The sequence below is a fragment of the Sphingobium sp. C100 genome, assembly GCF_000508185.1.
In the GTDB taxonomy this organism is placed as follows: domain Bacteria; phylum Pseudomonadota; class Alphaproteobacteria; order Sphingomonadales; family Sphingomonadaceae; genus Sphingobium.
The window spans coordinates 37918-64430 of the sequence record NZ_AYOY01000079.1; the positions used below are offsets into that span (position 1 = coordinate 37918).

General features: G+C 60.9%; 24 protein-coding genes and 1 pseudogene. 11 read left to right on the forward strand and 14 right to left on the reverse strand.

Annotated elements, in window-relative coordinates; all coding sequences use genetic code 11:
- The first annotated feature begins 78 nt into the window (after positions 1 to 78).
- From hpaH to C100_RS31345, 3 genes are read left to right on the forward strand one after another with little or no spacing between them, the layout of a single operon-like run.
- Positions 79 to 894 carry a 2-oxo-hept-4-ene-1,7-dioate hydratase gene (gene hpaH / locus C100_RS31335; protein ID WP_008828101.1) on the forward strand — a complete coding sequence of 272 codons (816 nt, stop codon included), beginning with the start codon at positions 79 to 81 and terminating at the stop codon, positions 892 to 894.
- Positions 895 to 903: 9 nt separating this feature from the next.
- Entirely contained in the window at positions 904 to 1692 is a 789-nt protein-coding gene (locus tag C100_RS31340; protein WP_008828100.1) for an HpcH/HpaI aldolase family protein, read from the forward strand.
- Positions 1693 to 1696: 4 nt separating this feature from the next.
- Positions 1697 to 2863, forward strand: a complete 1167-nt coding sequence (locus C100_RS31345; RefSeq protein WP_024018973.1) for a CaiB/BaiF CoA transferase family protein — start codon at positions 1697 to 1699, stop codon at positions 2861 to 2863.
- 9 nt (positions 2864 to 2872) lie between these two features.
- On the opposite strand, the gene C100_RS31350 is transcribed toward C100_RS31345, so the two are convergent.
- Positions 2873 to 4105: a multidrug effflux MFS transporter gene (locus C100_RS31350; protein WP_024018974.1), complete on the reverse strand. Its 1233-nt coding sequence runs from the start codon at positions 4103 to 4105 to the stop codon at positions 2873 to 2875.
- A gap of 100 nt (positions 4106 to 4205) precedes the next feature.
- A complete protein-coding gene (locus C100_RS31355; RefSeq protein WP_008828097.1) occupies positions 4206 to 5057 on the reverse strand; it encodes an IclR family transcriptional regulator in 852 nt (283 codons plus the stop codon).
- A gap of 194 nt (positions 5058 to 5251) precedes the next feature.
- Here C100_RS31355 and C100_RS31360 point away from each other — a divergent pair, with 194 nt between their 5' ends.
- The 3 genes from C100_RS31360 to C100_RS31370 all read left to right on the forward strand — a co-directional run bounded on the left by C100_RS31360 (position 5252) and on the right by C100_RS31370 (position 8500).
- A complete protein-coding gene (locus C100_RS31360; protein ID WP_008828096.1) occupies positions 5252 to 6181 on the forward strand; it encodes a fatty acid desaturase in 930 nt (309 codons plus the stop codon).
- Between the two features lie 62 nt (positions 6182 to 6243).
- Complete coding sequence (locus C100_RS31365) at positions 6244 to 7563, forward strand: LLM class flavin-dependent oxidoreductase (protein ID WP_008828095.1); 1320 nt, start codon at positions 6244 to 6246, stop codon at positions 7561 to 7563.
- A 4-nt stretch (positions 7564 to 7567) separates the two neighbouring features.
- Positions 7568 to 8500, forward strand: coding sequence for a 2-dehydropantoate 2-reductase (locus C100_RS31370; RefSeq protein WP_008828094.1), 933 nt, complete (start codon positions 7568 to 7570; stop codon positions 8498 to 8500).
- Here the strand turns inward: C100_RS31370 and C100_RS31375 are convergent, their stop codons facing one another.
- The 9 genes from C100_RS31375 to C100_RS31415 form a co-directional block, all read right to left on the reverse strand.
- Positions 8501 to 8911, reverse strand: a complete 411-nt coding sequence (locus C100_RS31375) for a BphX family protein (protein WP_008828093.1) — start codon at positions 8909 to 8911, stop codon at positions 8501 to 8503. It lies immediately after the preceding gene.
- A gap of 10 nt (positions 8912 to 8921) precedes the next feature.
- Positions 8922 to 9206, reverse strand: coding sequence for a DUF1330 domain-containing protein (locus C100_RS31380; RefSeq protein WP_008828092.1), 285 nt, complete (start codon positions 9204 to 9206; stop codon positions 8922 to 8924).
- Between the two features lie 44 nt (positions 9207 to 9250).
- Complete coding sequence (locus C100_RS31385) at positions 9251 to 10318, reverse strand: tartrate dehydrogenase (protein ID WP_008828091.1); 1068 nt, start codon at positions 10316 to 10318, stop codon at positions 9251 to 9253.
- 13 nt (positions 10319 to 10331) lie between these two features.
- Positions 10332 to 11345 carry a ketopantoate reductase family protein gene (locus C100_RS31390; RefSeq protein ID WP_024018975.1) on the reverse strand — a complete coding sequence of 338 codons (1014 nt, stop codon included), beginning with the start codon at positions 11343 to 11345 and terminating at the stop codon, positions 10332 to 10334.
- Between the two features lie 25 nt (positions 11346 to 11370).
- Positions 11371 to 12378, reverse strand: a complete 1008-nt coding sequence (locus tag C100_RS31395; protein WP_235219030.1) for a dihydrodipicolinate synthase family protein — start codon at positions 12376 to 12378, stop codon at positions 11371 to 11373.
- Between the two features lie 7 nt (positions 12379 to 12385).
- Positions 12386 to 15052, reverse strand: a complete 2667-nt coding sequence (gene ppdK / locus C100_RS31400; protein ID WP_008827668.1) for a pyruvate, phosphate dikinase — start codon at positions 15050 to 15052, stop codon at positions 12386 to 12388.
- A gap of 72 nt (positions 15053 to 15124) precedes the next feature.
- Positions 15125 to 16222 (reverse strand): NAD(P)-dependent alcohol dehydrogenase, encoded by a 1098-nt coding sequence (locus C100_RS31405; protein ID WP_024018976.1) that lies wholly within the window; start codon positions 16220 to 16222, stop codon positions 15125 to 15127.
- A gap of 42 nt (positions 16223 to 16264) precedes the next feature.
- Positions 16265 to 16789: an aromatic-ring-hydroxylating dioxygenase subunit beta gene (locus tag C100_RS31410; protein ID WP_008827666.1), complete on the reverse strand. Its 525-nt coding sequence runs from the start codon at positions 16787 to 16789 to the stop codon at positions 16265 to 16267.
- Between the two features lie 25 nt (positions 16790 to 16814).
- On the reverse strand, positions 16815 to 18194 hold the full coding sequence (locus C100_RS31415) for an aromatic ring-hydroxylating oxygenase subunit alpha (protein WP_008827665.1): 1380 nt from the start codon (positions 18192 to 18194) through the stop codon (positions 16815 to 16817).
- Between the two features lie 137 nt (positions 18195 to 18331).
- On the opposite strand from C100_RS31415, the gene C100_RS31420 reads away from it, so the two are divergent.
- On the forward strand, positions 18332 to 19261 hold the full coding sequence (locus C100_RS31420; RefSeq protein WP_024018977.1) for a DMT family transporter: 930 nt from the start codon (positions 18332 to 18334) through the stop codon (positions 19259 to 19261).
- Here the strand turns inward: C100_RS31420 and C100_RS47805 are convergent.
- Positions 19238 to 19603: pseudogene (locus C100_RS47805) on the reverse strand (transposase); the annotation flags it as partial. The gene C100_RS31420 and the pseudogene C100_RS47805 sit on opposite strands and share 24 nt — an antisense overlap.
- A gap of 769 nt (positions 19604 to 20372) precedes the next feature.
- On the opposite strand from C100_RS47805, the gene C100_RS31430 reads away from it, so the two are divergent.
- From C100_RS31430 to istB, 4 genes are all read left to right on the forward strand, one after another.
- Entirely contained in the window at positions 20373 to 21209 is an 837-nt protein-coding gene (locus tag C100_RS31430; protein WP_024018979.1) for an IS5 family transposase, read from the forward strand.
- 517 nt (positions 21210 to 21726) lie between these two features.
- Positions 21727 to 22296 carry a DUF4142 domain-containing protein gene (locus C100_RS31435; protein WP_031308889.1) on the forward strand — a complete coding sequence of 190 codons (570 nt, stop codon included), beginning with the start codon at positions 21727 to 21729 and terminating at the stop codon, positions 22294 to 22296.
- A 523-nt stretch (positions 22297 to 22819) separates the two neighbouring features.
- Positions 22820 to 24325, forward strand: coding sequence for an IS21 family transposase (gene istA / locus C100_RS31440; protein WP_024018981.1), 1506 nt, complete (start codon positions 22820 to 22822; stop codon positions 24323 to 24325).
- Entirely contained in the window at positions 24325 to 25134 is an 810-nt protein-coding gene (gene istB / locus C100_RS31445) for an IS21-like element helper ATPase IstB (RefSeq protein ID WP_024018982.1), read from the forward strand. The genes istA and istB overlap by 1 nt, the downstream gene beginning before the upstream one ends.
- A 250-nt stretch (positions 25135 to 25384) precedes the next feature.
- Here the strand turns inward: istB and C100_RS31450 are convergent, their stop codons facing one another.
- Positions 25385 to 25750, reverse strand: coding sequence for an autoinducer binding domain-containing protein (locus C100_RS31450; RefSeq protein ID WP_052028240.1), 366 nt, complete (start codon positions 25748 to 25750; stop codon positions 25385 to 25387).
- An 18-nt stretch (positions 25751 to 25768) separates the two neighbouring features.
- A partial coding sequence (locus C100_RS31455) for an autoinducer binding domain-containing protein (RefSeq protein ID WP_024018983.1) occupies positions 25769 to 26513 on the reverse strand: 745 nt, incomplete at its 5' end.

The following is a 26513-nucleotide window of genomic DNA, read 5'->3' on the forward strand; positions in this document are numbered from 1 at the left end:
AATTTTGCCGGAGCCTAAGATATCGTTTGACATTGTGCAATGAGTTTTCCCAAGTGTTGCGCATTGGGAGCAGGACACATGACAGGCGAGACATTCGACGATCGACTGGTCGCGCAATTGGCGCAGGAACTCGACCATGCCGAGCAGACCCGCGAACGGATCCGGCCGTTCTCCGTGCGCTATCCAGGCATGCAGATCGAGGATGCCTACCGCATCAACCAGGCCTGGGTCGATCTCAAGCGAGAGCGCGGCCGGGCCGTCTTTGGTCACAAGATCGGCCTGACCTCGCGCGCGATGCAGCAGGCAGCCGGAATCACCGAACCCGATTACGGCACCTTGCTGGATGACATGGTGTTCGAACAGGGCAGCGACGTGCCGACCGCCCGGTTCATCACGCCCAAGGTCGAGGTCGAACTGGCCTTTGTGCTCGGGCGCCGCCTGGAAGGAGCACAGACGACGATTTTCGACGTCCTGAGCGCCACCGACTATGTGGCTCCGGCAATCGAGATCATAGACACCCGGGTGCATCCCAAGGATGCCGAAACCGGAGTGGCGCGCAAGGTCCTGGATACGATCAGCGACAATGCCGCCAATGCCGGAATCATCGTCGGCGGTCTGCCGGCGAAACCCGACGGGCTCGATCTGCGCCGCATCGGCGCCCTGCTCAGCCGCAACGGGGTGATCGAGGAAACCGGCCTTGCGGCAGGGGTGCTTAACCACCCCGCCAACGGCGTCGCCTGGCTGGTACGGCGGCTCGCGCCTTGGGGGCAAGGGCTCGAAGCCGGAGAAGTCGTGCTTGGCGGATCGTTCACGCGCCCGGTCGAAGCGGCGCCGGGCGATGTCTTCAACGCCGATTTTGGCGAGTTTGGTTCAATCGGGTTCCGGTTCGTTTAAGGGGCGAAAATGCAGACACCGGTCAACCGCTTCAAGGCGGCCTTGCGCGAAGGTCCGGTCCAGCTTGGCTTCTGGTTGGCCCTGGCCCATCCAGACATTGCCGAAATCTGCGCGGGCCATGGCTATGACTGGCTGCTGATCGATGGCGAACATGGCCCGCAAACCCTGCCCGGCATCGTCGCGCAGCTGCGTGCGGTCGAGGCGACGCCGCCGTGTTCGGCGATCGTCCGGATTGCCGGCCACGATCCGGTAGCGATCAAGCAGGTTCTCGATCTTGGAGCGCAGACTCTGATGGTTCCGATGGTCGAGACCGCCGAACAGGCCCAGGCCATCGTAACTGCGTCCCGCTATCCGCCTGCAGGCGAACGCGGCCTCGGCGGCGCCCGTGCCGCGCGCTGGGGTGGCTATCCTGCCTATGTCGCAGAAGCCAATGCGCAGGTTTGCATCATCGCCCAGATCGAGACCGCGACCGCCGTCGACAACATTGAGGCGATCGCCGCAGTGGACGGAATCGACGCGCTGTTCCTTGGACCTGCGGACCTGGCCGCGACCGAAGGTTTGCTGGGCGCAATCAATTTCGATGCCCTGTTCAAGCTGACCGGCGAAGCACTGGCGCGGATCGTCTCAACCGGCAAACCGGCCGGGATCCTTTCGCGCGACGAACGCCTCGTCCAGCAGTTCCTCGATGGCGGTGCCCGCTTCATCGCCAACGGGATCGACAGCTTCACGATGGCCAAGGGCGCGGGCGACGGACTCCGGGTCTGGCGTGAGCGTATCGCGGCACAGGGCGGCAACTGAGGCTATGGCAAAACCGGCTTGGCAGACGCCTCGTTCCAGTGACCCGGTCAAACCGCTTGATGGCGTCCGGGTGCTTGAATTAGCCCGCATCCTGGCTGGCCCATGGTGCGGACAGCTGCTGGCGGACCTTGGCGCCGAAGTGATCAAGATCGAACGGCCCCGCGTAGGAGACGATACGCGGCATTGGGGGCCGCCGTTCGTGACAGCAGAAGATGGCACCAATTTGGGAGCGGCTTATTTCCATTCGACCAATCGCGGCAAGCGGTCTTTCGCAATCGACATCGCCAGCGCGGAGGGCCAGGCCATCATTCGCGATCTGGCAAGCGGCGCAGATATCGTGATCGAGAACTACAAGGTCGGCGGGCTGTCGAAGTACGGGCTTGACCATGCCGCGCTTTCCGCACTGAATCCGCGCCTGATCACCTGCTCGATCACAGGGTTCGGACAAACCGGGCCATACGCCCACCGCGCAGGCTACGATTTCATCGCCCAGGCCATGGGCGGCATGATGTCGATGACCGGCGAACCCGATGGCGAACCGCAGAAGGCGGGCATCGCCGTGGCCGATCTGTTCACGGGCATGTACAGCACGGTGGCGATCCTCGCTTCGCTCAACCGCCGGGACCGCACCGGCAGCGGCGCCCACATCGACATGGCACTGCTCGACACCCAGGTGACTGTCATGGCCAATCAGGCGATGAACTGGATGACATCGGGTAATGTGCCGCGCCGGTTCGGCAACGGTCACGCCAATCTGGCACCCTATCAAGCCTTCCCCACGCTTGACGGGCCCTTGGTGATTGCGGCCGGCAACGACGGCCAGTTCGCCAGCTTGTGCCGCGTTTTGCGGTGTTCACTGCATGAAGACCCACGCTTCGCCACAAATCCTGCCCGTCTCTCGAACCGGGCGGAACTGGTCACAACGGTCGAGGGGCGCACGGCCCAGTGGAACCGACAAGCGCTGTTCGACGCGCTTGAAGAGGTTGGCGTGCCAGCCGGACCAATCAACGAACTCGACGAAGTGTTCGCCGATCCACAGGTCATCGCCAGGGGCCTCGCCGCAATGGCCGGAGGGCGCAAAGGCGTCGCCAGCCCGATCGTGATCGACGGGGTGCGAATGGTTTCGGATCTGGCCGCGCCGGGAAGTCCCGAGTCGGTCGGAGACGAATAGGCGGCGCAGTCAGTTCGCAGCCTGAACCGGTATAGGTCCCCCGAACAATCGCCAGCCTTCGCTGAACAGTACAAGCACGATGGTCACGCTCGCCACCCCGAAGAACGAATAGGCCAGAGGCAGCGGGGAACCATTGTAGGCCTGCCCGATCAGTGCGCCCAGCCCCGCGCCAAGCACCAAACGGAAGAACGTCTGAACAGAGGCCGCGGCCCCGGCCACCTTGCCGAATGGCTGCAGGGAAATCGCAGTGAAATTGATGAAGACCGTGATCAGCAAGCACATGTTCGCGGATGTCAGAAGCACGAACTGAAGCAGGGTTTCGCCCGGTCGGGATGCCACATAGATCTGGCCGATCGACACAAGGAAATGGCACAGGATGGCGGCATGGCCGATCCCTCGGATGCCGAAACGGTGTACGATAGCGGAATTGGCAATGCTGGCCAGCATCATCGAGCCCGCCATCAAGCCAAAGATTACCGAATAGGCCCCACCGGCCCCGAAATGTTCGCCGATCAATTGCTGCGAGCTGTTGATGAAGCCGAAGTGAGCGCCGAAAATCAGGGCCATGCCAATGACGTAACCGATCGACCGGCGATTTGTCAGAACGAGGCGGATGTTGCCGAACAATTCACTCGCACCATGAGACTGCCGCCGGGAAAGCGGCAGCGTTTCTTCCATGCGGAAGAAATACCAAGCTGACACTCCCATCGACAGCACCCCGATGACGATGAAGACGGCACGCCAGCCGAGCGCTGTAAAGATCACATAACCCAAACTTGGGGCGAGGGTCGGGACTGCCATAAACAGCATCGCGACAAAGGCCTGCAGCTTGGCCATGTCTTCGCCCTGATAGCGGTCGCGAACGATCGCCAGAGGAAGGACGGTCAGGGCGGAAGAGGCACAGCCAAGCAGCGCGCGGGCCGCCAGCAGGACCGAAAAGTCAGCCACGAAAGCACAAAGCAGATTGATCAGGGCGAACAGAACCATGCAAACCAGCAGGACCGGCCTCCTCCCAAGCCGGTCGGAGATCGTCCCCGGGACGAGCGAAAACAGGCCCGAGCAGATCAGGAAGGTGCCGATGACCCATTGCCGCTGGTTTGAACCGCTTGCTCCCAGATCGGTTGCCATGGCACCCAAAGCCGGAAGCAACGTTGTAAACCCAAGTGACTGCAATGCCTGGATCATCGCCATCATGGCGATGAACTCCCGTTTGCCGATTGGCTCTTTATCGGACAGCGACAACGTTCATACCTTCCGGATGGTCGGGCCTGGCAGCGCCCCCGCCATGAAGCCGGTCCACCAATATGGAGGCCCGTCCACTTCTGATGTAAAGCCGCAGGAGCTATCCTTGCCAGCCGATCGCACGACTCGCTGCTATGGCCGCCGAAAGGATCTTTTCGATCTTCGTCTTCGAATAAAAATGCTTGTCCTGAACTCGCGAGAGAACGCTCATCGTCGCAACAAGCCTGTTCGCGGAATCAAACACAGGTACACTCAAGGCAGAGAGACCAGGCACAACCGTACCCTGTGTGGTCGCGTATCCCAGCTCGCGCGCTTGGACTATCTGCCTTTCCAGTTCGTCGTCGGAAACCACCAGCCCGCTGGCGCGCTCTTGCTCGATGACGGGCTGGGTCAAAGTTCGTGAACAATGGGTCAAATACAGGATGCCAGTCGACGAAGCCTGCAATGGCAAAACAGAGCCGACGTGCAAACTGGTAAACAGGGGCAGACCGCCATCGATCCAGCGAATCACCGATGGCCCGTAATTACCCCAGACCGCCAGCAACCCTGTCGTTTGCAGTTCTTCCAGCACGCTCGCCAGATTATCGCCAGCGATCCGTACCGGCTCCACCCGCGCCAGCGCGGCCATGCCAATACGAACTGAAAACTCACCTAGTGCATAGCGGCCATTCTGGACATTCTGCTCGACCACGCCTGTATTGACAAAAGCCAGCAGGTAACGGTGTGCCTGGCTGCGTGACAGACCCGATTTCTCGGCAACTTCACGCAGATGTGCGCCATCCCTTGGGCAATCCATCAAGGCCCTGAGGACGCGAACACCAATTTCCACGGACTGGATAGCCTTGCGCGGCGAATCATTCGCGCTCAAATCTTCGGGAGGCAAGCGCTCGTTAGCCTGATGTTCGATTTCATCACCTTTAGCTGTAAGCTGGCTAGCCTTGCGTGCGTTCATCGGTATTCCCCTTCACCAGCCACTCCCCGGCCCCAAAGCCCCTTGCATTATGGGAAAGGAGTTGCATATTGTCCAACGAATAGTGTAAGGTGCAAACGCGTGCAAGGGGATGATCTGAGTCAATTGCGACAAAGAGGCCGAGCGTCAACCCAACCAGGCGCTTAAAAACCAGTGAGAGGAAAGGAAGTCGGGTAATGGCTGCAATCGCGTTTCCCAGATCGTCCGAAGAGCATTTCGAAGAGTTGCGAAAGGCGCCCGTTCTCGCCCTGCCGACAGCTCTCTTGTTTGTCGTTTCCATGGCAGGGATCGCAACGACCTGGTACCTGGCGCTGAACGCTATGCTTCCGCTTTGGGTCGGTGCGATCTCAAACGGCCTCGTCACCTATCTGCTTTTCAGCGTGATCCACGACGCCTCGCACAAGTCGCTGTCGAGCGTTGGCTGGATCAACGAATCGATCGGCGCGATCGGCTTGTTCTTCCTCTTTCCCTATGCCCCGATGGTCCTGCTCCGCTGGGTCCACAACAAGCACCACACGCATACCAATGGACCCAAAGACCCCGACCGGTTCGAGCATGAATCGCCCTGGTGGCAGGTTCCATTCCGCTGGACCTTCTTCGATGGTGCCTACATCTGGTATTTCGTCAAATATGGTCAGAACGTGCGCAAGAAACATGGCACCGAACTGCTTGTCTTCTATTCGCTCCTCGCGCTGCTGTTCGTTGCGGCAATTTACTTCGGCTTCGGCTGGGAACTGTTCATGCTGTGGTTCGTGCCGTCACGGATCACGCTGTTCATCATCGCCATCGTCTTCGTCATCCTGCCACATCATCCCGCGATCATCGCGCAAGACGAAGACCCTTACATGGCGACAACCATGCGGTTCGGCTGGGAATGGTTGCTCAACCCGCTGCTGGTTTATCAGAATTACCACCTGATCCACCACCTCTGGCCTGAAATCCCGTTCTACCGGATGCACAAGGCCTATTACCTCAAGTACGATGAAATCAACGCCAACCGCATCCCGCGCCAGAAAGCCTTCGCCCTGAAGCCCGAGAACTATGACGACCACTTTGCGGTTCGCCGGGAACTCGACCAGGCGCAAGGCAAGGCAAGGCCTGCCTAACGAAATAACGGCCGGACCGTTCGGTATGGTCCGGCCGTACCTCCAGACCGGGAAACGCACTGATGGCCAAGCAACTTCACCTTGGCGCGTTCATGCGCCCGGTCAGCATCCACACCGGAGCCTGGCGGTATCCAGGTGCCTTACCCGACGCGAACTTCAGCCTGGCAGCGATCCAGCGCTTCATCCGCAGCCTTGAAGCTGCCAAGTTCGATTATTTCTTCATGGCTGATCACCTCGGCGTGCTCAACCTGCCACGCCAGGCGCTGATGCGCAGCCACACTGTGACCTCGTTCGAGCCATTCACGTTGCTTTCCGCACTGGCCGGGGTGACTGAGCGAATCGGCCTCGTCGCAACGGCCTCGACCACTTACGACGAGCCGTTCCATGTCGCGCGCCGCTTTGCCTCTCTCGATCACATCAGCGGCGGGCGGACCGGCTGGAACGTGGTGACCACTTCGAATCCGGACAGCAGCCGCAACTTCGGCCTGGAGACCCAGCCAGATCACGCCGCGCGCTATCACCGCGCCCGCGAGTTTCATGACGTTGTGACCGGGCTGTGGGACAGTTTCGCCGACGATGCCTTCGTTATGGACGCAGCAAAGGGCATCTATTTCGACCCCGCCCGGATGCGTGCGCTGAACCACAAGGGCGAGCATTTCTCGGTCACCGGGCCGCTTAACATCGCCCGTCCGGTTCAAGGCTGGCCGGTCATCTTCCAGGCCGGTGCCTCGGACCCGGGCCGCCAGCTCGCTGCCGAAACCGCCGAAGCCGTATTTGCTGCGGAATCGACGCTGGAAGGCAGCAAAGCCTATTACGACGACGTCAAAGGGCGGGCGGCGACGGTAGGACGCAATCCCGATCACATCAAGATCATGCCGGCCGTATTCCTGGTTGTTGGAGACACCGTCGAGGAAGCCCACGCGAAGCGCGCGAAACTGGACAGCCTGGTCCACTACGACAGCGGCATCCATTCACTGTCCGGCATGCTGGGTCACGACGTATCGGGCTTCGATCCCGATGGCCCCCTGCCCGACATCCCCGAATCCAACGCCAGCAAAAGTTCGCGGCGGTTCATGATCGAATTGGCCAGAGCTGAGAGCCTGACGATCCGCCAGCTCGCCGCGAAGGCCGGCAGCTATGGCGGTTTGGCTTTTGTCGGCACCGCCAAGACCATCGCCGACGAGATGCAGCATTGGCTTGAGCAAGGCGCTTGCGACGGTTTTACCACCATGTTCCCTTACCTGCCGGAAGGCCTGGAAGACTTTGCCGGCAAGGTTGTGCCCGAACTGCAGGCGCGCGGCCTGTTCCGCACCGAATACGAAGGCGAAACGCTGCGCGACCATCTAGGCCTGCCGCGCCCGGACAACCGCTTCTTCGCCTGATGCGGTGAGCCGGTTTGTCATCATCGGCGCCGGGGCAATCGGCAGTTTCCTGAGCACGCGGTTGCACAACGCCGGGCATGAAGTTCTGCTGATCGCCCGAGGAGCGCGGCTCGAGGCCTTGCGAAACACGGGCGTGCTGCTGTCCGAAGGCGGGGCCGAGCGGCAAGTGCGTGTGCCGGTGTCCGCAGCATGCGATCCCGCAACGCCGCCGGATCATGCCATCCTGGCAACCAAGACGTTTCAGATCGAATCGGCGCTTGCCCTGCTCGAACCACTGCGCGGAAGCCGCTTCACGCTGCTGACGGTGCAGAATGGGGTCGAAGCACCCGGCATCGCCCAGGCCGCCCTGCCCCGCGCTGTCGTGCTTGGCGCACGCATGCACGGCTTCTTCGAGCTGGAAGACGGGATCGTGCGCCACACCGGCGTCCCCGCCACGCTGCTGGCCGGCCCGGTCGCCGATCGCGCAACCGACCCGGCTGCCGGACAGGCCTCGGCAATCCTTGCGGGCGACCTTATTGCCGCTGGGGTCCCCACCACTCTGACAGGCGACATGCGCCCAGCGTTGTGGGACAAGTTCCTGATGGCCGCGACGATCGGCGCGGTGGCCCCGGCGTTCGGCCTGAAGGTCGGTCAGGTGCTGGGCCATCCCCAGGCCAGCGCGCTTTTGCGCGAGGCCATGGCCGAGGTCGAACGGATCGCAGCGGCGTTGGGCATCGAATTGCCGCCCGATTGCATATACGAGAAGCTGGACTTCATCGGCCGCTTTCCACCCGACGTCACCAGTTCGCTGCAGCGCGATCTCGAAGCGGGCAGACCGTCGGAATTCGTCCACCTCAGTGGGGCCATACCCCGCTTCGCGCGACAGGCCGACCTGCCCTGCCCGGCCACAGACGAAATCCTCGCGCGGCTGCGCGCCCGCGGGCTTCAACCTGATTGATCAGACGATATCCCGCTCCATCGCGCGCCTGGCAAACCATGCACCCGCCATGATCACAGCATGCGCGGCCAAGGTCGTCAAGCCGACCCACAAGGCTTCGCCGCTCCAAACGACGCTATAGATGTCCCAGGCGGAGCCGACGAGTTCGGTCAGCACGATCACCGGAACCAGCGCCCAGTAGCGCAACGGATCGCGCGCGCCCCACAACGCCACGAGGCCGATTGCTGCCAGTTGGATGCCAACGATCAACCAGGCATCAAGCAGCAGGCCGAAAGACGGCGTCCCCTGCCCCAGCGCAATACCGGGGTAGATCAGCCGCAGGGCCCCCGCATAGACCGGCGGCCAGAGCAGCACGAGATTGCAGAGATACCAGATCCCCACGGCGATCAGGTAAGTGCGCAGAACCTTCATGGCGGCCTCCTCAGGCGATCGCGAAGATATCCGATGTGGCGCAGGCGATGCGCGCATCCTTGTGCGGCGCATAGTCCGGATCGTTCATGAAGGCGTCGATCGCCTCCATCGAAGGAAACCGGATCACCACGACATAGTCAGGTGCGGCTCCCTCGCCCTCATAACGGACGAACTCGTGCGAACGGCAGACCATTTCCCCGCCGTGGCGTCCGACCAGCGCCGGAACTGCGGCCATATAGCCTGCCACCCAGGTTTCGTCGTGCGATTTGATCGATCCGATGAAATAGGCAGCCATCACTCCGTTTCCTTTGGTCAGCGCCGGGACCGCCAGCTTTCCCGCTAGAGCCCCAGCAAGGTGTTGCGAACAGCTTGCGCAAATCCCGCAGTTGTCCCGTTTCCGCCAAGATCGGGGGTCCTCGCGATATCGGGCGCAATGAGCGCCGTTTCGAGTGCGCGCATCACCAGCGCGGCGGGCTCGGTTTCGCCGAGATGCTCCAGCATCATTGCACCCGACCAAATCTGGCCGATCGGATTGGCGATGCCCTGCCCGGCGATGTCCGGGGCAGACCCGTGGACCGGCTCGAACATCGAAGGGAACCGCCGTTCGGGGTTGAGGTTAGCAGAAGGAGCCACAGCGATGGTGCCAGTGATTCCCGGCCCCAGATCGGAAAGGATATCACCAAAAAGATTCGAACCAACCACCACATTGAACCGTTCGGGCGACATCACAAAGCGTGCGGCGAGAATATCGACATGATACTGATCGGCGGCAACATCGGGGTATTCGGCGCCGATCGCGGCAAAGCGCTCGTCCCAGAACGGCATCGAATGATAGAGTCCATTGGACTTCGTCGCGCTGGTCACATGCCTGCGCCCGCTCCGCCGAGCGAAGTCGAAGGCATAGCGCAAGATGCGGTCGGTGCCCCGGCGGGTGAAGATCGCCTGCTGGACGACGATTTCGTTCTCGCCAGTTCCGGTCCGACCGCCGATCTGGGAATATTCGCCTTCCGAGTTTTCGCGCACCACCCAGAAATCGATGTCGCCGCGAGCCTTGTCGCGCAGGGGCGAAGCGATGCCCGGCAGCAGCCGCACCGGACGCAGATTGACGTACTGCTCGAACTCGCGCCGGATCGGCAACAGCAGCCCCCACAGCGAGATATGATCGGGTACCCCGGGAAAGCCGACCGCGCCGAGGAACACCGCATCATGATCGCGCAACCGGTCTAGCCCATCATCGGGCATCATCTTGCCGGTTTTGAGGTAGGTCTGGCAGCTCCAGTCGAAGTGCCGGAATTCGAGCACGAAACCGCACTTGGCCGCTGCCGCCGTCAGCACCGCGATTGCGGCAGGCACCACTTCGCGGCCAATTCCATCTCCCGGAATGCTGGCGATGGAATAACGCCTCATGGTCAATCTTTCCCTACAGATAGCTGTTCAAAGTCTTGAGCACCCGATAAGCGCTGAGAAAGGCTGGCGCAGGAACCTGCAGTTGCTCCGCTGCCGCCGCGAGCGGCCCCAGGACCTCGTCAACTTCCATCCGCCGGCCCGCCACGAGATCGTCATGCATCGAGGTGCGGACGGGACGGTTTTCCGGCTTGAATCTGGTGCCCATCGCCATGACACCGTACACTGCCTCTTCAAAGCTTTCACGGTCAATCTCGACCAATCTGGATACAGGCGCGAAATAGTTCTGCGGTTCGTAGCCAAGTGCCTTGTAGATCGCCAGCAGATCCTTGACGACGTGGACATAGTGTTCGGCGCCTTCGCGAACCGCCACACCATCCACAAAATCGAGCTTTGGAAGCGCGCCCAGCGTACTGGCGCTCCACGACGATGCTCCACCGACCTGAACCACTTTTTCCCAATGGACATGGACGATATCGGGAGTTGAGCGCGAACCCATGCCCGCAGCGTCGAGCGCTACGGCCATGATCCGCGTGCGCTCGCTCTCCCCGCCTTCCAGCTCGCCGAAATAGGCGGTGACGGGAACCGCCATGTGATTGAGCGCCTTGCCCGGTTCGAGCAGGGTCGCCCCGTCCATGATCGAGCCGCCGATCACCTTGTCCTTGCCAAACGCGGCCTGGAGTTTGCCTTCCTTGCCCACGCCGTTCTGCAAAGTCAGCGCGCAAGCGGTGCGATCGACCAACACCTGCGCATCGGCCAGCGCCTGATCGGTACCCTTGGCCTTGGTCAGCAGGATGTAATAGTCGATGTCGCCTTCAACCTCCTCGGGCGTTTCGACCGCGAAGAGGTTTTCGCGCTGGACGAATTGCGCCCGCACACCCGAAATACTCAGGCCATCCCGGCGGATCGCCTCGACATGGGGCTTGCGCGCAATCAGCGTGACCTTGTGGCCGCCGCGCGCCAGGAATCCGCCGATGACCGAGCCTAGCCCGCCGGCACCGTGGAAACAGAAATGCAATTGCTTGGACATGCTTTGGGATTCCCGTTGGTTCGGCTCAGGCAATGCCCAGTTCGACCAGCTTGGCCCTGATCTGCTCTTTCTTTTCCGGCGTCACATCAGCCACCGGCGGCAGGATCGGGCCAGCCTTGAGGCCAATCGCTTCGTACCAGGCCTTCACATTGGCAAGTGCGCTGGCATAGGTCGCGGTGCGGGCGATATCCCACAGGAAGTTGTCGTGATAGAATTCGCGGACTTCGCTGAGCTGATCGGAAGCGGCCCGCGCTTCCTCCCATTTTCCTTCATGCGCCAGGCGGATGTATTCCTTGGCGAAATGGCGCTTCTTGCCGTACAGCATGTAAGACAATTCACCCCAGCAAACGGTGCCGCCAAGACGCAGATCGTCGAGGAAGAAGTATTCGAATGGCTCCATCGTGTTGAAGCCTTCGGGCATTAGCTGGCGGATTTTGATTGTCTCGGCACGGCTCATGGCACCTTGTTTGACGCCGATCACGGTATCGATATCGGCCAGGCGGCGCATCAGGTCCCAGCTCAGCACGGTTCCCGAAACCGGGGTCCGGTAGAGGCAGACGGCCAGATCGGTGTTGTCGGTCAGGAACTTGAACCAGGCATAGATTTCGTCGTCGCGCTTGAGCTGCACAACCGGGTTGATCACCTCAGCCCCGTTATACCCGAGCTTCTCGACGAACTGCATCTTCTCGATCGCGGTATAGACGCTGGGATCGAGCACGATGGTCCACAGATCGAGCCGCCCGGCATTCGCCTCGGCGACGATCTCGTGATAGCGAAACCAGTCTGACGCTGAGACGTTCCAACATTCGGAGATGAACCCGCCGACGGCCAAGCCATCTACGCCCATTTCGACATATTTATCGATGTTGTAGCGGATACCGTCCACATCGAACTTGTAATCGGCGGTCATCGGGGTAATCGGACACTGATAGAAGCCCCTGACGGTCTTCGTAGCCCAAGCCTTGGCGTCCTTACGATCATATTCCATTGATGTGCACCTCATCTCGATTTGGTTCAGAATTTCAGCTTGCATCTGCCGTTCATGAAGGCGCCAGCGCCGCCTGGGCCGCAGCCAGTCGGGCAATCGGCACCCGGAAAGGCGATGCGCTGACATAGTCCAACCCGATCTCCTCACAGAAAGCGATCGTGGCCGGATCGCCGCCGTGCTCGCCGCAGATCCCCAGTTTAAGGTCGGGCCGAGTTTCGCGCCCTTTGCGCGATGCCATTTCGATCAGCTTGCCGACCCCTTCGATATCGAGAGTGACGAACGGGTCCTTGGCGATAATGCCTTTTTCCACATAAGCACCCAGGAAACGCGCCGCATCGTCGCGGCTGATGCCCAGCGTAGTCTGGGTCAGATCATTGGTTCCGAACGAGAAGAATTCCCCGCTTGCAGCGATTTCGTCGGCAACCAGGGCTGCCCGCGGCAGCTCGATCATGGTGCCAACGCTAAAGGCGATCCGCTCGCCTTTTTCGGCGAACACGACTTCAGCTACCCTGTACAGGGTATCCTTCAGTGATTCGAGTTCACGCGGCAATCCGACCAGCGGGATCATGATTTCGGGACAGACCGCCATGCCCGCCTCGCCCGCGACTTCGAGCGCAGCCTCGAAAATCGCGCGAGCCTGGATTTCGTATATTTCGGGATAGACCACGCCAAGTCGGCAGCCTCGATGCCCCAGCATGGGGTTGGTTTCCGCCAATTCGATTGCGCGATTCCGAACCTGCTCCACGTCAATACCCATCGCCCGCGAAAGCTCGGTGAACTCGCTATCCGTATGCGGCAGAAACTCGTGCAGCGGCGGATCGAGGAGGCGGATGGTGACTGGCAAGCCTTCCATGATCTCGAAGATTCGTCGGAAGTCGGCGCGCTGTTCGGGCAAAAGCTGGTCGAGCGCGGAGCGTCGTTCCTTTTCGCTGTCGGCCAGGATCATCTGCCGCATAGCGAGGATCCGACTTTCATCGAAGAACATGTGCTCGGTTCGGCAAAGCCCGACCCCTTCGGCCCCGAACCGGCGGGCCATTTCGCAATCGAGCGGGGTTTCCGCGTTGGTCCGAACCTTCAGGCGGCGATGCTTGTCAGCCCATGCCATCACCGTTGCGAAATCGCCCGAAAGTTTGGGCTGGATTGTCGGTAGTTCGCCCAGGAACACTTCGCCGGTCGAACCGTCGATCGTAATGAATGCGCCCTCTTCGAGCCGCTGGCCGCCGATCTCGGCGACCCGCGCGACCGGGTCGATCTTGAGACTGGCGGTGCCCGCCACGCATGGCCGGCCCATACCCCGCGCGACCACGGCCGCGTGGCTGGTCATGCCGCCGCGCGCCGTCAGAATGCCGGTTGCGACGTGCATGCCATGGATGTCGTCAGGCGACGTCTCATGCCTGACGAGGATGACCTTCTCTCCAAATTCGGCCCACCGTTCCGCTGTTTCCGCATCGAATACCACACCCCCCGAGGCTGCCCCGGGCGAGGCAGGCAAACCCTTTCCGAGCAGCACCCGCGGCGCATTCGGATCGAGCGAGGGGTGAAGCAACTGGTCGAGCGAGGCCGGGTCGAGGCGGAGCAGCGCGGTCACTTCGTCGACCAGGCTCTCTTCGACCATGTCGACGGCAATCTTGAGCGCGGCCATGGCAGTGCGCTTGCCCGAACGGGTCTGAAGGAGGTAGAGCCTGCCGCGTTCGACTGTGAATTCGATGTCCTGCATGTCGCGATAGTGGCGCTCCAGCAGTTCGAACACCTCAGCAAGTTGAGCATAGGCCTTCGGCATCGCTTCCTGCATTGAGGGAAGCCGCGCACCTGCGGCTTCGCGGGCAGCCCTGGTCAGATACTGGGGCGTGCGGATGCCGGCGACAACATCCTCACCCTGGGCGTTGGCCAGCCATTCGCCGTAGTAGGCCTTCTCGCCGGTTGCAGGGTTGCGGGTAAAGGCGACACCGGTAGCGCTGGTCTCGCCAAGATTTCCGAACACCATGGCCTGGACGTTAACCGCCGTGCCCCAATCTCCGGGGATATCGTTCAGGCGCCGGTAGACCTTGGCTCGCGGTGAGTCCCATGAGAGGAACACCGCCTCGATTGCCGTCCAGAGTTGTTCATGTACATCCTGAGGAAAGGCCGCGCCGTGATGGGCAAGCACGAGATCCTTGAAGGTCGCGATCAGGCCGCGCAGATCGTCCACTCGAAGATCGATATCCTCATCGACGCCGCGATCTTCCTTGATGCGGTCAAGGGCTGCCTCGAATACGCCATGCTCGATTTCGAGCACGACACTGGAATACATCTGGATGAAGCGGCGATAACTGTCGAGCGCGAACCGCTCATCCCCGGAGGACTGGCCCAGGCCGGTGACGGTCGCATCATTGATGCCAAGGTTGAGGATCGTGTCCATCATCCCCGGCATGGATACCCGCGCTCCCGAACGCACCGAGACCAGCAGGGGATCGCGAGGATTGCCGAACGTCTTGCCCGTCGCCCGTTCGACCAGCCCCAAAGCAGCCGAAACCTCATCGCGGATGCGATCAAGTGAAGCTCTGCCGTGGTCAAGATAAGCGAGGCATTCGCCGGCGGAGATCGTGAATCCAGGCGGGACGGGCAGCCCGATCCGCGCCATCTCGGCGAGGTTGGCCCCCTTCCCGCCCAGGACGCGCTTGTCGAGGTCAATCTGACCTGCGACCAGAACGCCGGAACCGAAGGGAAACACACTCGACATTGTTAAATTCCTGAGGTTCAGGTGCAGGTCCAAGGCGGCGCAATTCGATTGGTGCGCCGCCCCAGAAGCGATCTACATTTTGAGAATGGCCTTGATCGCCTTGCCGGTCTTTTCGGTATCCTCGACGGCCTGGTTGATCTGGTCGAGATCATAGAAGGTGCAGAGCTTCTCGAACGGGAACAGCCCGGCCTTCTGCATCGCAATCAGTTGCGGGATGAAGACCTGCGGGGTGCTCGATCCTTCGACTACGCCACGCAACTTGCGGCCAAACAGCATGTTGTTCATGTCTAGCGAAAATTCGGTGCCCAGCTGCGCCCCGCCGACCACTGCGGTTTCACCCATGTTGTGCGTGCTGTCCACCGCCGAGCGCAGCACCGCTGGAATGGCGGTAGTATCCATGGCATAGTCGGCGCCGCCACCGGTCATCGCGACGATCGCTTCCTGAGCGTTGACCGTGTTGGCGTCGATCACATCGGTGGCGCCCAGTTCACGCGCCAGTTCCAAGCGGCCTGCGTTGCGGTCAACCGCGATGATCTTGAGGCAGCCCGAGGCCTTGGCGGCCATCACTGCGCTGAGGCCCACCGACCCGGCCCCGAAGATCGCGATCGAGGAGCCAGGTTCGGGACAAAGCGCATTGAGGATGCTGCCCGCCCCGGTCTGGATGCCGCAGCCCAGTGGGCCCAAAAGTTCGATCTGTGCGTCGTCGGCAACCTTGACGCAGTTGTTTTCCGACGCGATCGAATAGGTCGCGAACGAGGATTGCCCGAAGAAGCAGGCGTTGACCTCTTGGCCGTGGCGGGTAATCGGCGTCGAACCATCCAGGCGGCGGCCCATGAAATTGAGCGGGAACAGGCTCGGACAGTAGGCCTGATGCCCCTTGAGGCACGATGGACAGGTGCCGCAATAGCTGAAGGAGAGCACGACCTTGTCGCCTGGCTTGACAGTGGTCACGCCGCGTCCGACCTTTTCGACAACGCCCGAACCTTCATGGCCCAGCACCGCCGGCAGCGGCGTCGGGTAATATTGATCGCGAACCGTCAGGTCGGTATGACACATGCCAGCTGCAGCAACCTTGACCAGCACTTCGCCGTCGCGCGGATCCTCGATTGAGACGTTATCCAGAACGAATTCACCACCCTGACGCTCAATAATTGCCGCGTATGCGTCCATTATTTCTCTCCCGTTTCCTGATTTCTATTTGATCGAATTTGCTTATGCGAAGAAATAGAGATTCTTGTCCTGCACGACGCGCGCGTCGATATTCAGCTTCCTGCTGAATACCTTGAAGCCGCTGTCTGTTTTCCGCAGCTTGTCTTCGCGTCCCAGCGTGTGCACGTAAACTTCGCTCTGTCGGCGATTGCGGTGCACCAGAACATTGGAGAACACCTCGAATTCAAACGGTGCAATTTCGAATGCTTCGACATTGGTAACGAAATAGCGGATTCGTGATGGCGGATCTTCCATCCATACCTGGCCCGTCAGCAACCGGTCGACCCGCTGCTGCAGCTCGGCATAGTCATCGTTGTAGATTGCGGCATCCCCCGGGGTTGGATCCGGGCGGCGGTCACGTGCAAACCGCTGTTCGTAAACTGGCATCCAGTAATGGATATCTTCGGCGATTACAGTATCGAACCATTGGCGATATTGCTGGTTTTGCAACATCCGCACCTCGGCGGAATAGTGACTGACGATGGCATGATGCAGTTCCATGCCTACGGGCTTGCGTGTTTCGGTCATCTTGCGGTCCAGATTGCTGTCGGGATCAGTCTTGCGGCTCGGCTTGCTTCGCCGACAGACGTTCAGGCCAGAAATTACGGTTGGTCCACATTGCATCCCAGGTATCGTCATTGGCCCGGATGGCGGCCCAATCTGGCGCATCGAGAATTTCTTGCCAGAAACGATAAAAGCCTCGATACGAGGTTTCGCCGATGAAGCTGACCCCGACAATTCCTGGATAGACGGGGTGCGGCCCTTCGCGGTCCTTGCCCATGCTCGAATTCATCCGCCCCTTTCGGGTGATGATACCGTTGTTGTTGTAGGTGGCCGACGACATGTTTTCGCCATCGTCGCTTTCGAGCGTTCCCGCCGTACCAAATGAACGGATCGCTTCGCGCTGGATCGACCGCTTAGTTTCGGTGTCGGCATTCTTCGGCACCATGGTATAGGTCCAGACCTCGATTTCATGCGGCCCGCGCGGATGCCAGATCTTGAAGGTGTTGGTTCCGTAGAGGAACGAACAGTTGGGGAAGATCGACGTATTCCAGTGACCGACATAGAGCCGTTCGCGCTCCGGCCCGAATTTTTCGCGAATTCCGCCCCGCGTCTGCTCGAGATATTTGACGTACCCGTCGCGCTTGACGTGGATCGCAGTCGCCGCATTATCGATCAGGCCAAACCCGTGGCCATGCCGCATGGTGAATTGCAGACCAAGGTCGTCAAACGGCATGTCGGCGCGATTGCCCGACAGGCCAGCCAGCTCGCCCCCGATCATCTGGAGAGCGGCGGCATGCGTCCAGCCCACGTGATACCCATCGCCGACGAAGTTCTCGGTCGGGACTTTCCAATTGCAGGCGAGGGTGCTTTTCAACGGCGGCCCGACCAGTTCCAGACCACCGTCCGGACCGTCCCAGATCGTATCGAGGTACCAGCAGAAGTCCCCCAGATAGTCCTCAAGCGATGGCGCTTCGGGATCATGGCAGCCGAAGATGAAGCCCTTGTAAGTTTCGACCCGGATCGGCGCGAGCCCTAGCTTGGATTTGTCGAGATCGCTGTGATAGCACCGCTCTTCCATCGGAACATCGACGAGCGAACCATCCTGACCGAAAACCCAACCATGATAATTGCACACGAACGCCTTGGCGCTGCCGCTGTCAGCATGACAGATCTGGTTGCCGCGGTGCGTGCAGGAATTGATGAACGCCTTCAGCGAACCGTCCGGCTGCCGCGACAAGATGACACGGTCTTCTGCCATGTACGTCGTAATGAAGTCGCCCGGTTTGGGAACTAGCGAATCATGCCCGAGCATGAGCCAGCATCGCGAGAATATTCGCTCCAGCTCCAGCTGATAGACATCTTGATCCCAGAACACCCGGCGAGACTGGCTCGCACCGGCGTTATCGACGAGTGCCGACGATCCATTCATCGCATCGCTCCCATGCTTTTTGTTACGAGTGCCGCATAGTCGATTCGTGCTATACATGCAACGCGATGCACCATATGCAAAACCTACCGTTGGCGCAAGGACGATTCTCAAGGGGCGTTTGTGGGGAGAATGTTAGGTTGCAAGATGCCGATAGCAACACGTCCAGCATCCTTGGTCTTGGGTCCAGGCTCTGGCAATCACCAGCCCTATTGCTGTGTCTGGCCTCGTTCTTTTGGGCCCTGAATCCGATCGTCGGGCGGGCGGCCAAGGACTTGCTCTCACCTGTGACTCTGGCGTTCTGGCGGTGGGTGGTGGCGCTGGTCTTCGTGCTCCCTTTCGCTTGGCGGCACCTCCGCGACGACCTGCCCGCCATTGTTGGCGGCTGGCGGTTCCTTGGGCTCCTCGGGGCTGTAGGGGTGGGGCTGTTTTCTTTTCTCGTCTATCAAAGCCTGCAGTTCACCACCGCGACCAACAATCTTCTGTTGCAATCGACCATGCCGGTGATGACCCTGCTCATGCCAGTTGTGCTGTTTCGGGAGAGGGTGCGCCCGATCCTCCTCGTTTGCGCACTCCTTTCGATCACCGGAATCGCGTGGATCATGACCAAGGGGCATCCCGACTATCTGCGCTGGGATGCGCTGAACCGAGGCGATCTGCTCGCCATCATTGCGGTTTTTCTCTATTCCGCCTATGCCACCTTCCTGCGCCGCGCACCGGCGATGCACCACCTCAGTTTGCTGGCTGTCCTGTTCGGGGTCGGGATCGCGGCTTTGAGTGTGCCCTATGCCTGGCACCTCTGGTGGGCTGGCCTGACCGTGGCTTCACCTGCTGCGCTCGCATCGCTGCTCTATATCGGGATATTTCCTTCGCTGCTGTCCTACGCGCTGTTCAATCGCGCGGTCGCCTTGGTCGGCTCGGGCCGCGCGGGGGTCTACATGAACCTGCCATCGGTGCTCGGGGTCCTGATGGCCGTACCTCTGCTTGGAGAACGGTTCGCAAAATACCACCTAATCGGTTCGCTGTTGGTGGTTGCATCAATCCTCTTATCGCGTCGGGTCAAGACATAAGGTCAATGAGGCCCTGGCTGCTGCGGCGTATAGCAGAGCAGTCGCGGAATTTATGGTTCGCTCAAAGTCCTTGGCGAGGCGTCGGTTTCGATTGCTCCATGCGAAGTTCCGCTCGACGACCCATCGCCTTGGATGGACGACGAAGCCGGTCTGATCGGCGAATTTCCGGACGATTTCGACGGTCATGGCGGTAGCGTTGCGGACGCGATCGCTGTTGTAGGCGCTGTCGGCGAAGATATGTTCAACGCAAGGGTGGCGCTGGCGCGATTGCTTGAGCAGCGGCACAGCGCCATCGCGATCCTGCACCTCAGCGCTATGGACCAGCAAGGCGAGTGTCCGGCCAGGGCTTGCGGCCAGACAGCGCGCCCATTCGCCTCGTCCAGCGCGTGGCTGGAATTAGGCCGAGATTTGATGAACCGGACGATCTCCTTGGGACTAAAACTGAAGGCGTTGGCACGTCGCTTCCAAGCCGCGCCTTCATGGCGGCGTCGGCGGCGTTGAAGTCATTACAGAGAAGTACACGCGCGAACCGCGCGATGAGCGGACGCGTCGCGGAGCAGGCGCGTCTATTACCCTGGCGTATCCGGCGAGCTGATCGAGGAGCTTCACCACGCCCGCGGCTCCCGTCTCAGCGGGATCGCTCGACGCTTCGCCGGTGACGACTACTGCTACCGAGCGGGCTGCCGGTTTGGCGGACACCGAGATAGGTTCAACCAGGCTACGCCAGCTTCCCGTTCGAAATCTATGGGGCTGAGATAGCCAAGGGTCGAGTGCCGCCGGGTCCCCGCCTTGCGCCTGCTCAGGCGATTGGCGACGGGGCCATGAAGACCGCGCGCGATCGGGGCGAGAGCGCGCGAATGGTAGGAACGATTGGGGAGGCGTCGCGCCAGCTCGTCGCAGATCTGATCAAGACGGGGGATCGATGGACAATGAAATCGGCTGCGTGCCTCCGGCGCCGGAGGCACGCGATAAGAACCGCCGCCGCTAATTGCATCGAGAGGACCGCAATTGGCTATGCTGATATCAAAGCATATTTCAGAGCCCGATCCGAAAGTTGTTGAGCAATACCAGCATGTTGTGATTCACGCCTCTTTGCGACAAGAAGGAGTGGATGGTGGCATGGACTGGTATTGCCCGGCGTGAGCATAGTCGGGAAGGTTTGCGATATCCATCGGATATGACGGACACGGAGTGGGTGCTGGCAGCACCTTTCGTTCCACCGGCGAGGCGAGGTGGCCGACGCCGGACTACCGACATGCGCGAGGTTCTGAACGCGATGCTGTACATCGCGGCAAGCGGGTGGGCGTGGCGGCTTCTGCCGAAGTGCTTTCCTCCGGTATCGACGGTGCGGCGCTATTTCTATGCCTGGCGCGATGCCGGTCTGTTCGACGCGATCAACACGGTGCTGGTCATGAACCTGCGGGAAATCGAAGGGCGTGAAGCTTCGCCCAGCGCCGGAGTGATCGACAGCCAATCGGTCAAGACCACCGAAAGTGGCGGAATCTCGGGCTATGACGCGGGCAAAAAGGTGAAAGGCCGGAAGCGACATATCCTGACGGACACCTGCGGCTTCCTCATCTTCATCCTCGTACATGCCGCCGATATTCAGGACCGAGATGGGGCCGTCGATGTGCTGGCAGCCATTCGCAAACGGTTTCCCTGGCTGCGACACATCTTTGCCGATGGCGGTTACGCAGGCGATAAGCTACGATCCGCCTTGGTTGGCATGGGCAAATGGACGATCGAAATCATCAAGCGATCGGACAAGGCGAAAGGCTTTCAGGTGCTGCCCCGCAGATGGGTGGTCGAACGGACTTTTGCCTGGCTCGGGCGCTGTCGTCGGCTCGCAAAAGACTGGGAGCGATCCATAGCCTCGTCCACCGCTTGGGCCCTCGTCGCCTCAATCCGCATGCTCACGCGCAGAACCGCAAGGCTTTGTCAGAATTGAGAAACTTCCGAATCCGGCTCTTAATCCCGACGCTCACCGTGGTACCGCTGCCTTGGATGTCAAATCCTCACAGTGCAAGGTTCGCGCGGCAATTAGTCTGTCGCGAGTTCGATTGTCGCTGTCTACCCGCCCCATACCAGCAGGTAAACGCCTTGACCTGACGCACTCAACTGGCCCGGTCGGACATCAGTGATATGCGCGCGAACAACTAAATTACCTACCCGCTTATTATCGACCGCACGAGCGATCTTTGAGAGAAGCTTGTCATGGTCGAGGATAGTCAGCGATAACGGGTATGGCGAAAAGAATGCGACCATGTCCGAGCTGGGTGCGCGTCATGTCGCTGAGCTGCTGGCGCTGCGGATCAGGCGGCCGATCGCCGACAAAGGTCTGCCCCCCGCCGTCACGCGCCGGGCCGATTTACCCAGATTAGACCCAAAAAGGGAACCGTTCCGTTTCCTTATCGTTTGAGCCGTTGATCTTGGTCAATGTCTAACAAAACCAACGGATGATTTCGATGAAGATTGCGATATTTGCCGCGCTGCTTACCCTGGCGCCAGTTCCGGTGTTGGCTCAGGCTGTTTCGCCGGCGACTTCGGGAACGATGACCAGCGCCGACATCGGCGTCTCGCCGATCGCAAGCCAGAGTGGACCCAACTACGTGCTCGCCGCGGCCGACGCCAATCTTTACCAGATCAAGGCGTCGCAGCTCGCCGCGACGCGCGCGCAGCGTGATGACGTCAAGGCCTATGCGAAGCGCGTTCTGGCAGAGACGCAAAGTAGCCACAAAGCGCTGCTGGCGGCGTTGAAGAACGATCAGCGCACGATCAAGGCGCCGTCCTCGACCCTTTCCGCCGACCGCGCTGCCCTCCTCAAGCTGCTCCAGAAGGCGCCGAAGAGCGCTTTCGACAACCTCTATCTCACCCAGTCGGCGCAGGTTCAGCAGGATACCTGGGCGGTGCATAAGGGTTACGCACAGGACGGAACCGACCCGGCGCTGCAGCAGGTCGCCGGTACCGCGGTCCCGGTGCTGGAGAACGAGCTCGCCACCGGCAAGTCGCTGACCCCCACCGGGCTTGCAGGATAGGTGATACCCGCCGGGCCAGGTCGACGCAGCCCCCCAGACCTGGTCCGGCACCTGTTTACTGCCATTGATGCTGCGGTTGTAGCCGGCGGCATTGCTCGCCTGATCCGGCCAGCAGAGATGCTCCATCACTGTCAGCAGCCGTAACGGCCGATACGTTTGCTGCCCCAGTAAGCATTCGCCAGGTTGGGCCTGAGATCTTCGAAAAGCGCTTGCGCGAGAGCACGTCCCTCTTCGGTGAGCGAGGAGAGCTTCTGCCGACGATTGCGCTCCCCGACACGCCCGCAAGGTCACCATCGCTGATGGTGTGGCTGCGCGGCGACATTTACGATGGCCGGTTCAGCGGCAACTATGATGGCCGGTAGGATCGGTTGTCTGGCCTGATCGCAGGGAGGGGCGGAGCCCCGACCGGAGAGCAGGCCAGACAACCGATGGCGATCTTTTCTCCCCTGGGCGGGAGTGCGGATCGGGCTGCGGCGAGCGGTGGTATCGGAACACTCATCGAACATTGAAGCGATGGGTTGCGATGCCGGGCCACCACCTTTCCGATCAGCAGGTATTTCTTTTCATGGTTGAACGTCGCCATCACACCCAGTCCGTTGCGGCCGCCAAGGCCGGTATTAGCGAGCGTAGCGCACGCCGGATCGAGAACGATCCGCGCTTGCCTTCCCAGAAGAAGCAGGGACGCCATTGGCGCACCCGCGCCGATCCTCTTGAGCCTTTCTGGCCCCGTATCGAGGAGTTGCTCAAGATCGACGGCATTCTCGCCGTCACCATCTTCGAGACGCTACAGGACGAGTTTGGCGAAGAGGCCGTTCCCGACAGGATCAGGCGCACGCTCGAACGTCGGATTGCCCGCTGGCGGGCGCTGCATGGCGAGGAGAAGGAGATATTCTTCCCGCAGCGCCACGAGAGCGGGCGGCAGGGCCTATCGGATTTCACGGTCTGCGACGACCTGAAGGTCACCATCACCGGCGAGCCTTTCGCCCACCGGCTCTATCATTTCCGCCTGGCCTGCAGTGGCTGGGAGCATGCCGCTGTCGTACTGGGGGGCGAGAGCTTTGCCGCCCTGTCCGAGCATCTGCAGGATGCGCTGTGGAAGCTGGGCGGCGTCCCGGTCGAGCACCGCAGCGATTCCCTGTCCGCTGCCTACAAGAACCTCGACGCCGATGCGCAGCGGGATTTCACCCGCAGCTACGACGACCTTTGCCGTCATTACGGCATGATCGCGACCCGCAACAACCGCGGCGAGGCCCACGAGAACGGCTCGATCGAAGGCCCTCATGGCCATCTCAAGCGACGCCTCGACCAAGCCCTGCGTCGCCGGGGCAGCCGGGACTTCGACAGCCTCGGCGCCTGGCGCGATTTTGTAGAAGCCGAAGTCGCCAAGCAGAACCGCCGCAAGGCCAGGCTCGTCGACGAGGAACGCCGCCTGCTGGGACGCCTGCCAGCACACCGCACCACAGACTTTGCCATGATCGCGGTTGATGTCAGCCGTAACGGCACCGTTCCTATCGACAGGGTCATCTATTCGGTCCCCTCCCGCCTGGTCGGTCGTCGGCTGCACGCCCATCTCTTCGATGACCGCATCGATCTATTCCTCGGCCCCGACAAGGTGATGACCACCCCACGGGTCCGTATGCCGCATCCCCAAAGAGGCCACCAGATCGATTTTCGCCACATGATCGCCAACCTGAGGCGCAAGCCCGGGGCATTGCGGAACCTGGTATACCGCGACGCCCTGTTCCCCGCCCACGCCTACAGGCGGGCATGGCAAGCCTTCGACGACCAGCTTGATGCCCACCAAGCCTGCCGTGACACCGTCGCCCTGCTCGATATCGCGGCAAGAGGAGATTGTGTCGACGCGCTGGCTCTGCGCATCGACGCGGCACTCGATGCTGGTCGTCTCCCCGATGTCACCGCGCTCAGGCAGGAGTTTCTTCCGACCCTTCGAGCCAGGCACGAGGTGACGATCCCACCACCGGATCCGCGCGGATATAACAGCCTGCTTACCAGCATGGAGTTGCGCTGATGACCCGGACCAAGGATCAAGCCGCAGCCGTGCTGCCCACCATGCTCAAGGCCCTGCGCCTGCCCAGCATCAACCGCAACTGGAAGCGGCTTACCGATACCGCCGATCGGGATGGATGGCCTGCTGTTCAACTGCTCGCCTCGCTTCTCGAGATCGAGATGGCCGAACGCACCACGCGGCGTATCCAGCGGCATCGGGACCAGTCCGGCCTGTCAGCAGGCAAGACCTTCGCCACCTTCGATTTCGACGCTGCCCCTGGTGTGCGCAAACCCCATCTGCTCTCGCTCGCAACAGGCGATGGTTGGATCGACAATGGGGGCAACCTGTTGTTCTTCGGACAGTCGGGCACCGGCAAGACGCACGCCATCTCGGCGATCAGCCATACGCTTATCGATACTGGGCGCCGGGTCCTGTTCTGCTCCACCACCGATATGGTCCAGAAACTTCAGGCTGCGCGCCGCGATCTCAGTCTGCCCTCCATGCTCGACAAACTCGACAAGTACGACCTCATCGTGCTCGACGATCTGTCCTATGTCCGCAAGGATCAGGTCGAGACCAGCGCCCTGTTCGAGCTCATCGCCCATCGCTACGAGCGCCATTCGATCGCGATCACCGCCAACCAGCCATTTTCCGCTTGGGACAACGTTTTTCCAGATCCCGCCATGAGTGTCGCCGCCATCGACCGCCTCGTTCACCACTCAACCATCATCGAGATGAACGGCGAGAGCTACCGAAAACGCTCCGCCATCAGTCGCATCGAACCAGCCAATAATCACCCAACCGGCCCGGCATCGGACCGGCCATCGTAATTGTCGCCAACCTCGCGTCCAGGGAGCATTCCGCATAAGGCATTGCGACACCAGGTAATTGTCGCCACCGTCAATTACTCCCGCAATGCCACAGCTGCCTTCACCACCGGCGCCAGCGACAATTACCAACATCCGGTTGCCCAAGGCCCGTTGCCACTACAAGGCTCGCGTGATACCCAAATCCCACCACTCGGTGCGGCCGCTTACCGGCCATCATAATTGACGCCAACCGGCCTCCGTAAATGTCGCCCTACAATCCGTCGCCAAGGCCCGCAGATCGAGCCGCTGCCAATACCGCGTAGTCCCGCGGATGGAGCGAGATCATAGCCGCCACCTTCGACCAGGCGAAACCTATAGTCGTCGAATGGCTTGCACGATGGATCGGGTCGGCGGCGTACAGTCGGCCCTCCTCGAACGCATCAACCCAATCTCTCGGATAGTTGACAAGGCGAACGGCTGTGCCTGCCGGGTTCAGCAAGTCGATGTGATGCACGAGCGCGAAATAGCGGAAACCCATCGCTGCCGTGATTTCTTCGACAGCCTGTAGGAGAGCGTGAGAGGTCGAAGCGGCGCGGGCCACAGCGCAGAACGCCTGCACTTCGGCAAGGGTGATCATAAGCCGCCGATCTACTTGCTACACGAGAGCCTCAATATTGAGATGTCCGTCGCGGACGGCGCGAAGCACGAGTTGGGTCCGACGGCGGACGCCATAACGTCGGCGCGCGCCTTCGACATATTCGTGCACAGTGTCGCGGCTCAGACCCAGAATTTGTCCGATCTCCCAGTCGCTTTTGCCCTGTGCCACCAGATCAATGCAGTCGATCTGGCGTGGGCTGAGCGCTATCGGCACGTTTGCCAATTCATCGGGACCGAGAAGGGTTCGAGCCTGATCGAACGCGACCGTCCCAATCAATCGGGCAGCGAGAAGGTCTGGGCTTGAAATTTTGTCATCACCTCGACGCGCTATGGTGAACATCGCATCCGGCTCGTCGCGCATCCGGATCGGCATGGTGAACCCAGATGCCAGTCCATGTGCGCGACCCCGTTCAAGGATCGAACGCTGGCGAGCATTGGGCGATATATAATCGCCGATATGATCCCAGGTAAGCCCGGAGACGGTCTTGGCGCACGCGGCGTGGACCGGATCGTCAAGATGGAGGCGCGCGTCTATTACCTCCTCGACCCAGCGCGCCGGATAGGTGGTTATCAGCAGGGCTTTGCGGGTGGTGCGTTTCAGGTCGACATTGTGCACCAATGCAAACCAGCGGAATCCGAACTGACGCACAATCGCATCGAGCAAGGATTTGAGCTGATCGAGCGTCGTCGCCTGCCGGCATTCGGCTTCGAACGCGGTGATATCGCCCAAGCGGCCGGCATCT

Bases quoted from the DNA above. Each gene is read 5' to 3' on its own strand.
- hpaH (WP_008828101.1), top strand. From the start codon at position 79: ATGACAGGCGAGACATTCGACGATCGACTGGTCGCGCAATTGGCGCAG.
- C100_RS31340 (WP_008828100.1), top strand. From the start codon at position 904: ATGCAGACACCGGTCAACCGCTTCAAGGCGGCCTTGCGCGAAGGTCCG.
- C100_RS31345 (WP_024018973.1), top strand. From the start codon at position 1,697: ATGGCAAAACCGGCTTGGCAGACGCCTCGTTCCAGTGACCCGGTCAAA.
- C100_RS31355 (WP_008828097.1), bottom strand. From the start codon at position 5,057: ATGAACGCACGCAAGGCTAGCCAGCTTACAGCTAAAGGTGATGAAATC.
- C100_RS31360 (WP_008828096.1), top strand. From the start codon at position 5,252: ATGGCTGCAATCGCGTTTCCCAGATCGTCCGAAGAGCATTTCGAAGAG.
- C100_RS31365 (WP_008828095.1), top strand. From the start codon at position 6,244: ATGGCCAAGCAACTTCACCTTGGCGCGTTCATGCGCCCGGTCAGCATC.
- C100_RS31375 (WP_008828093.1), bottom strand. From the start codon at position 8,911: ATGAAGGTTCTGCGCACTTACCTGATCGCCGTGGGGATCTGGTATCTC.
- C100_RS31380 (WP_008828092.1), bottom strand. From the start codon at position 9,206: ATGGCTGCCTATTTCATCGGATCGATCAAATCGCACGACGAAACCTGG.
- C100_RS31385 (WP_008828091.1), bottom strand. From the start codon at position 10,318: ATGAGGCGTTATTCCATCGCCAGCATTCCGGGAGATGGAATTGGCCGC.
- C100_RS31390 (WP_024018975.1), bottom strand. From the start codon at position 11,345: ATGTCCAAGCAATTGCATTTCTGTTTCCACGGTGCCGGCGGGCTAGGC.
- C100_RS31395 (WP_235219030.1), bottom strand. From the start codon at position 12,378: ATGCAAGCTGAAATTCTGAACCAAATCGAGATGAGGTGCACATCAATG.
- ppdK (WP_008827668.1), bottom strand. From the start codon at position 15,052: ATGTCGAGTGTGTTTCCCTTCGGTTCCGGCGTTCTGGTCGCAGGTCAG.
- C100_RS31405 (WP_024018976.1), bottom strand. From the start codon at position 16,222: ATGGACGCATACGCGGCAATTATTGAGCGTCAGGGTGGTGAATTCGTT.
- C100_RS31410 (WP_008827666.1), bottom strand. From the start codon at position 16,789: ATGACCGAAACACGCAAGCCCGTAGGCATGGAACTGCATCATGCCATC.
- C100_RS31415 (WP_008827665.1), bottom strand. From the start codon at position 18,194: ATGAATGGATCGTCGGCACTCGTCGATAACGCCGGTGCGAGCCAGTCT.
- C100_RS31430 (WP_024018979.1), top strand. From the start codon at position 20,373: ATGGTGGCATGGACTGGTATTGCCCGGCGTGAGCATAGTCGGGAAGGT.
- C100_RS31435 (WP_031308889.1), top strand. From the start codon at position 21,727: ATGAAGATTGCGATATTTGCCGCGCTGCTTACCCTGGCGCCAGTTCCG.
- istA (WP_024018981.1), top strand. From the start codon at position 22,820: ATGCCGGGCCACCACCTTTCCGATCAGCAGGTATTTCTTTTCATGGTT.
- istB (WP_024018982.1), top strand. From the start codon at position 24,325: ATGACCCGGACCAAGGATCAAGCCGCAGCCGTGCTGCCCACCATGCTC.
- C100_RS31450 (WP_052028240.1), bottom strand. From the start codon at position 25,750: ATGATCACCCTTGCCGAAGTGCAGGCGTTCTGCGCTGTGGCCCGCGCC.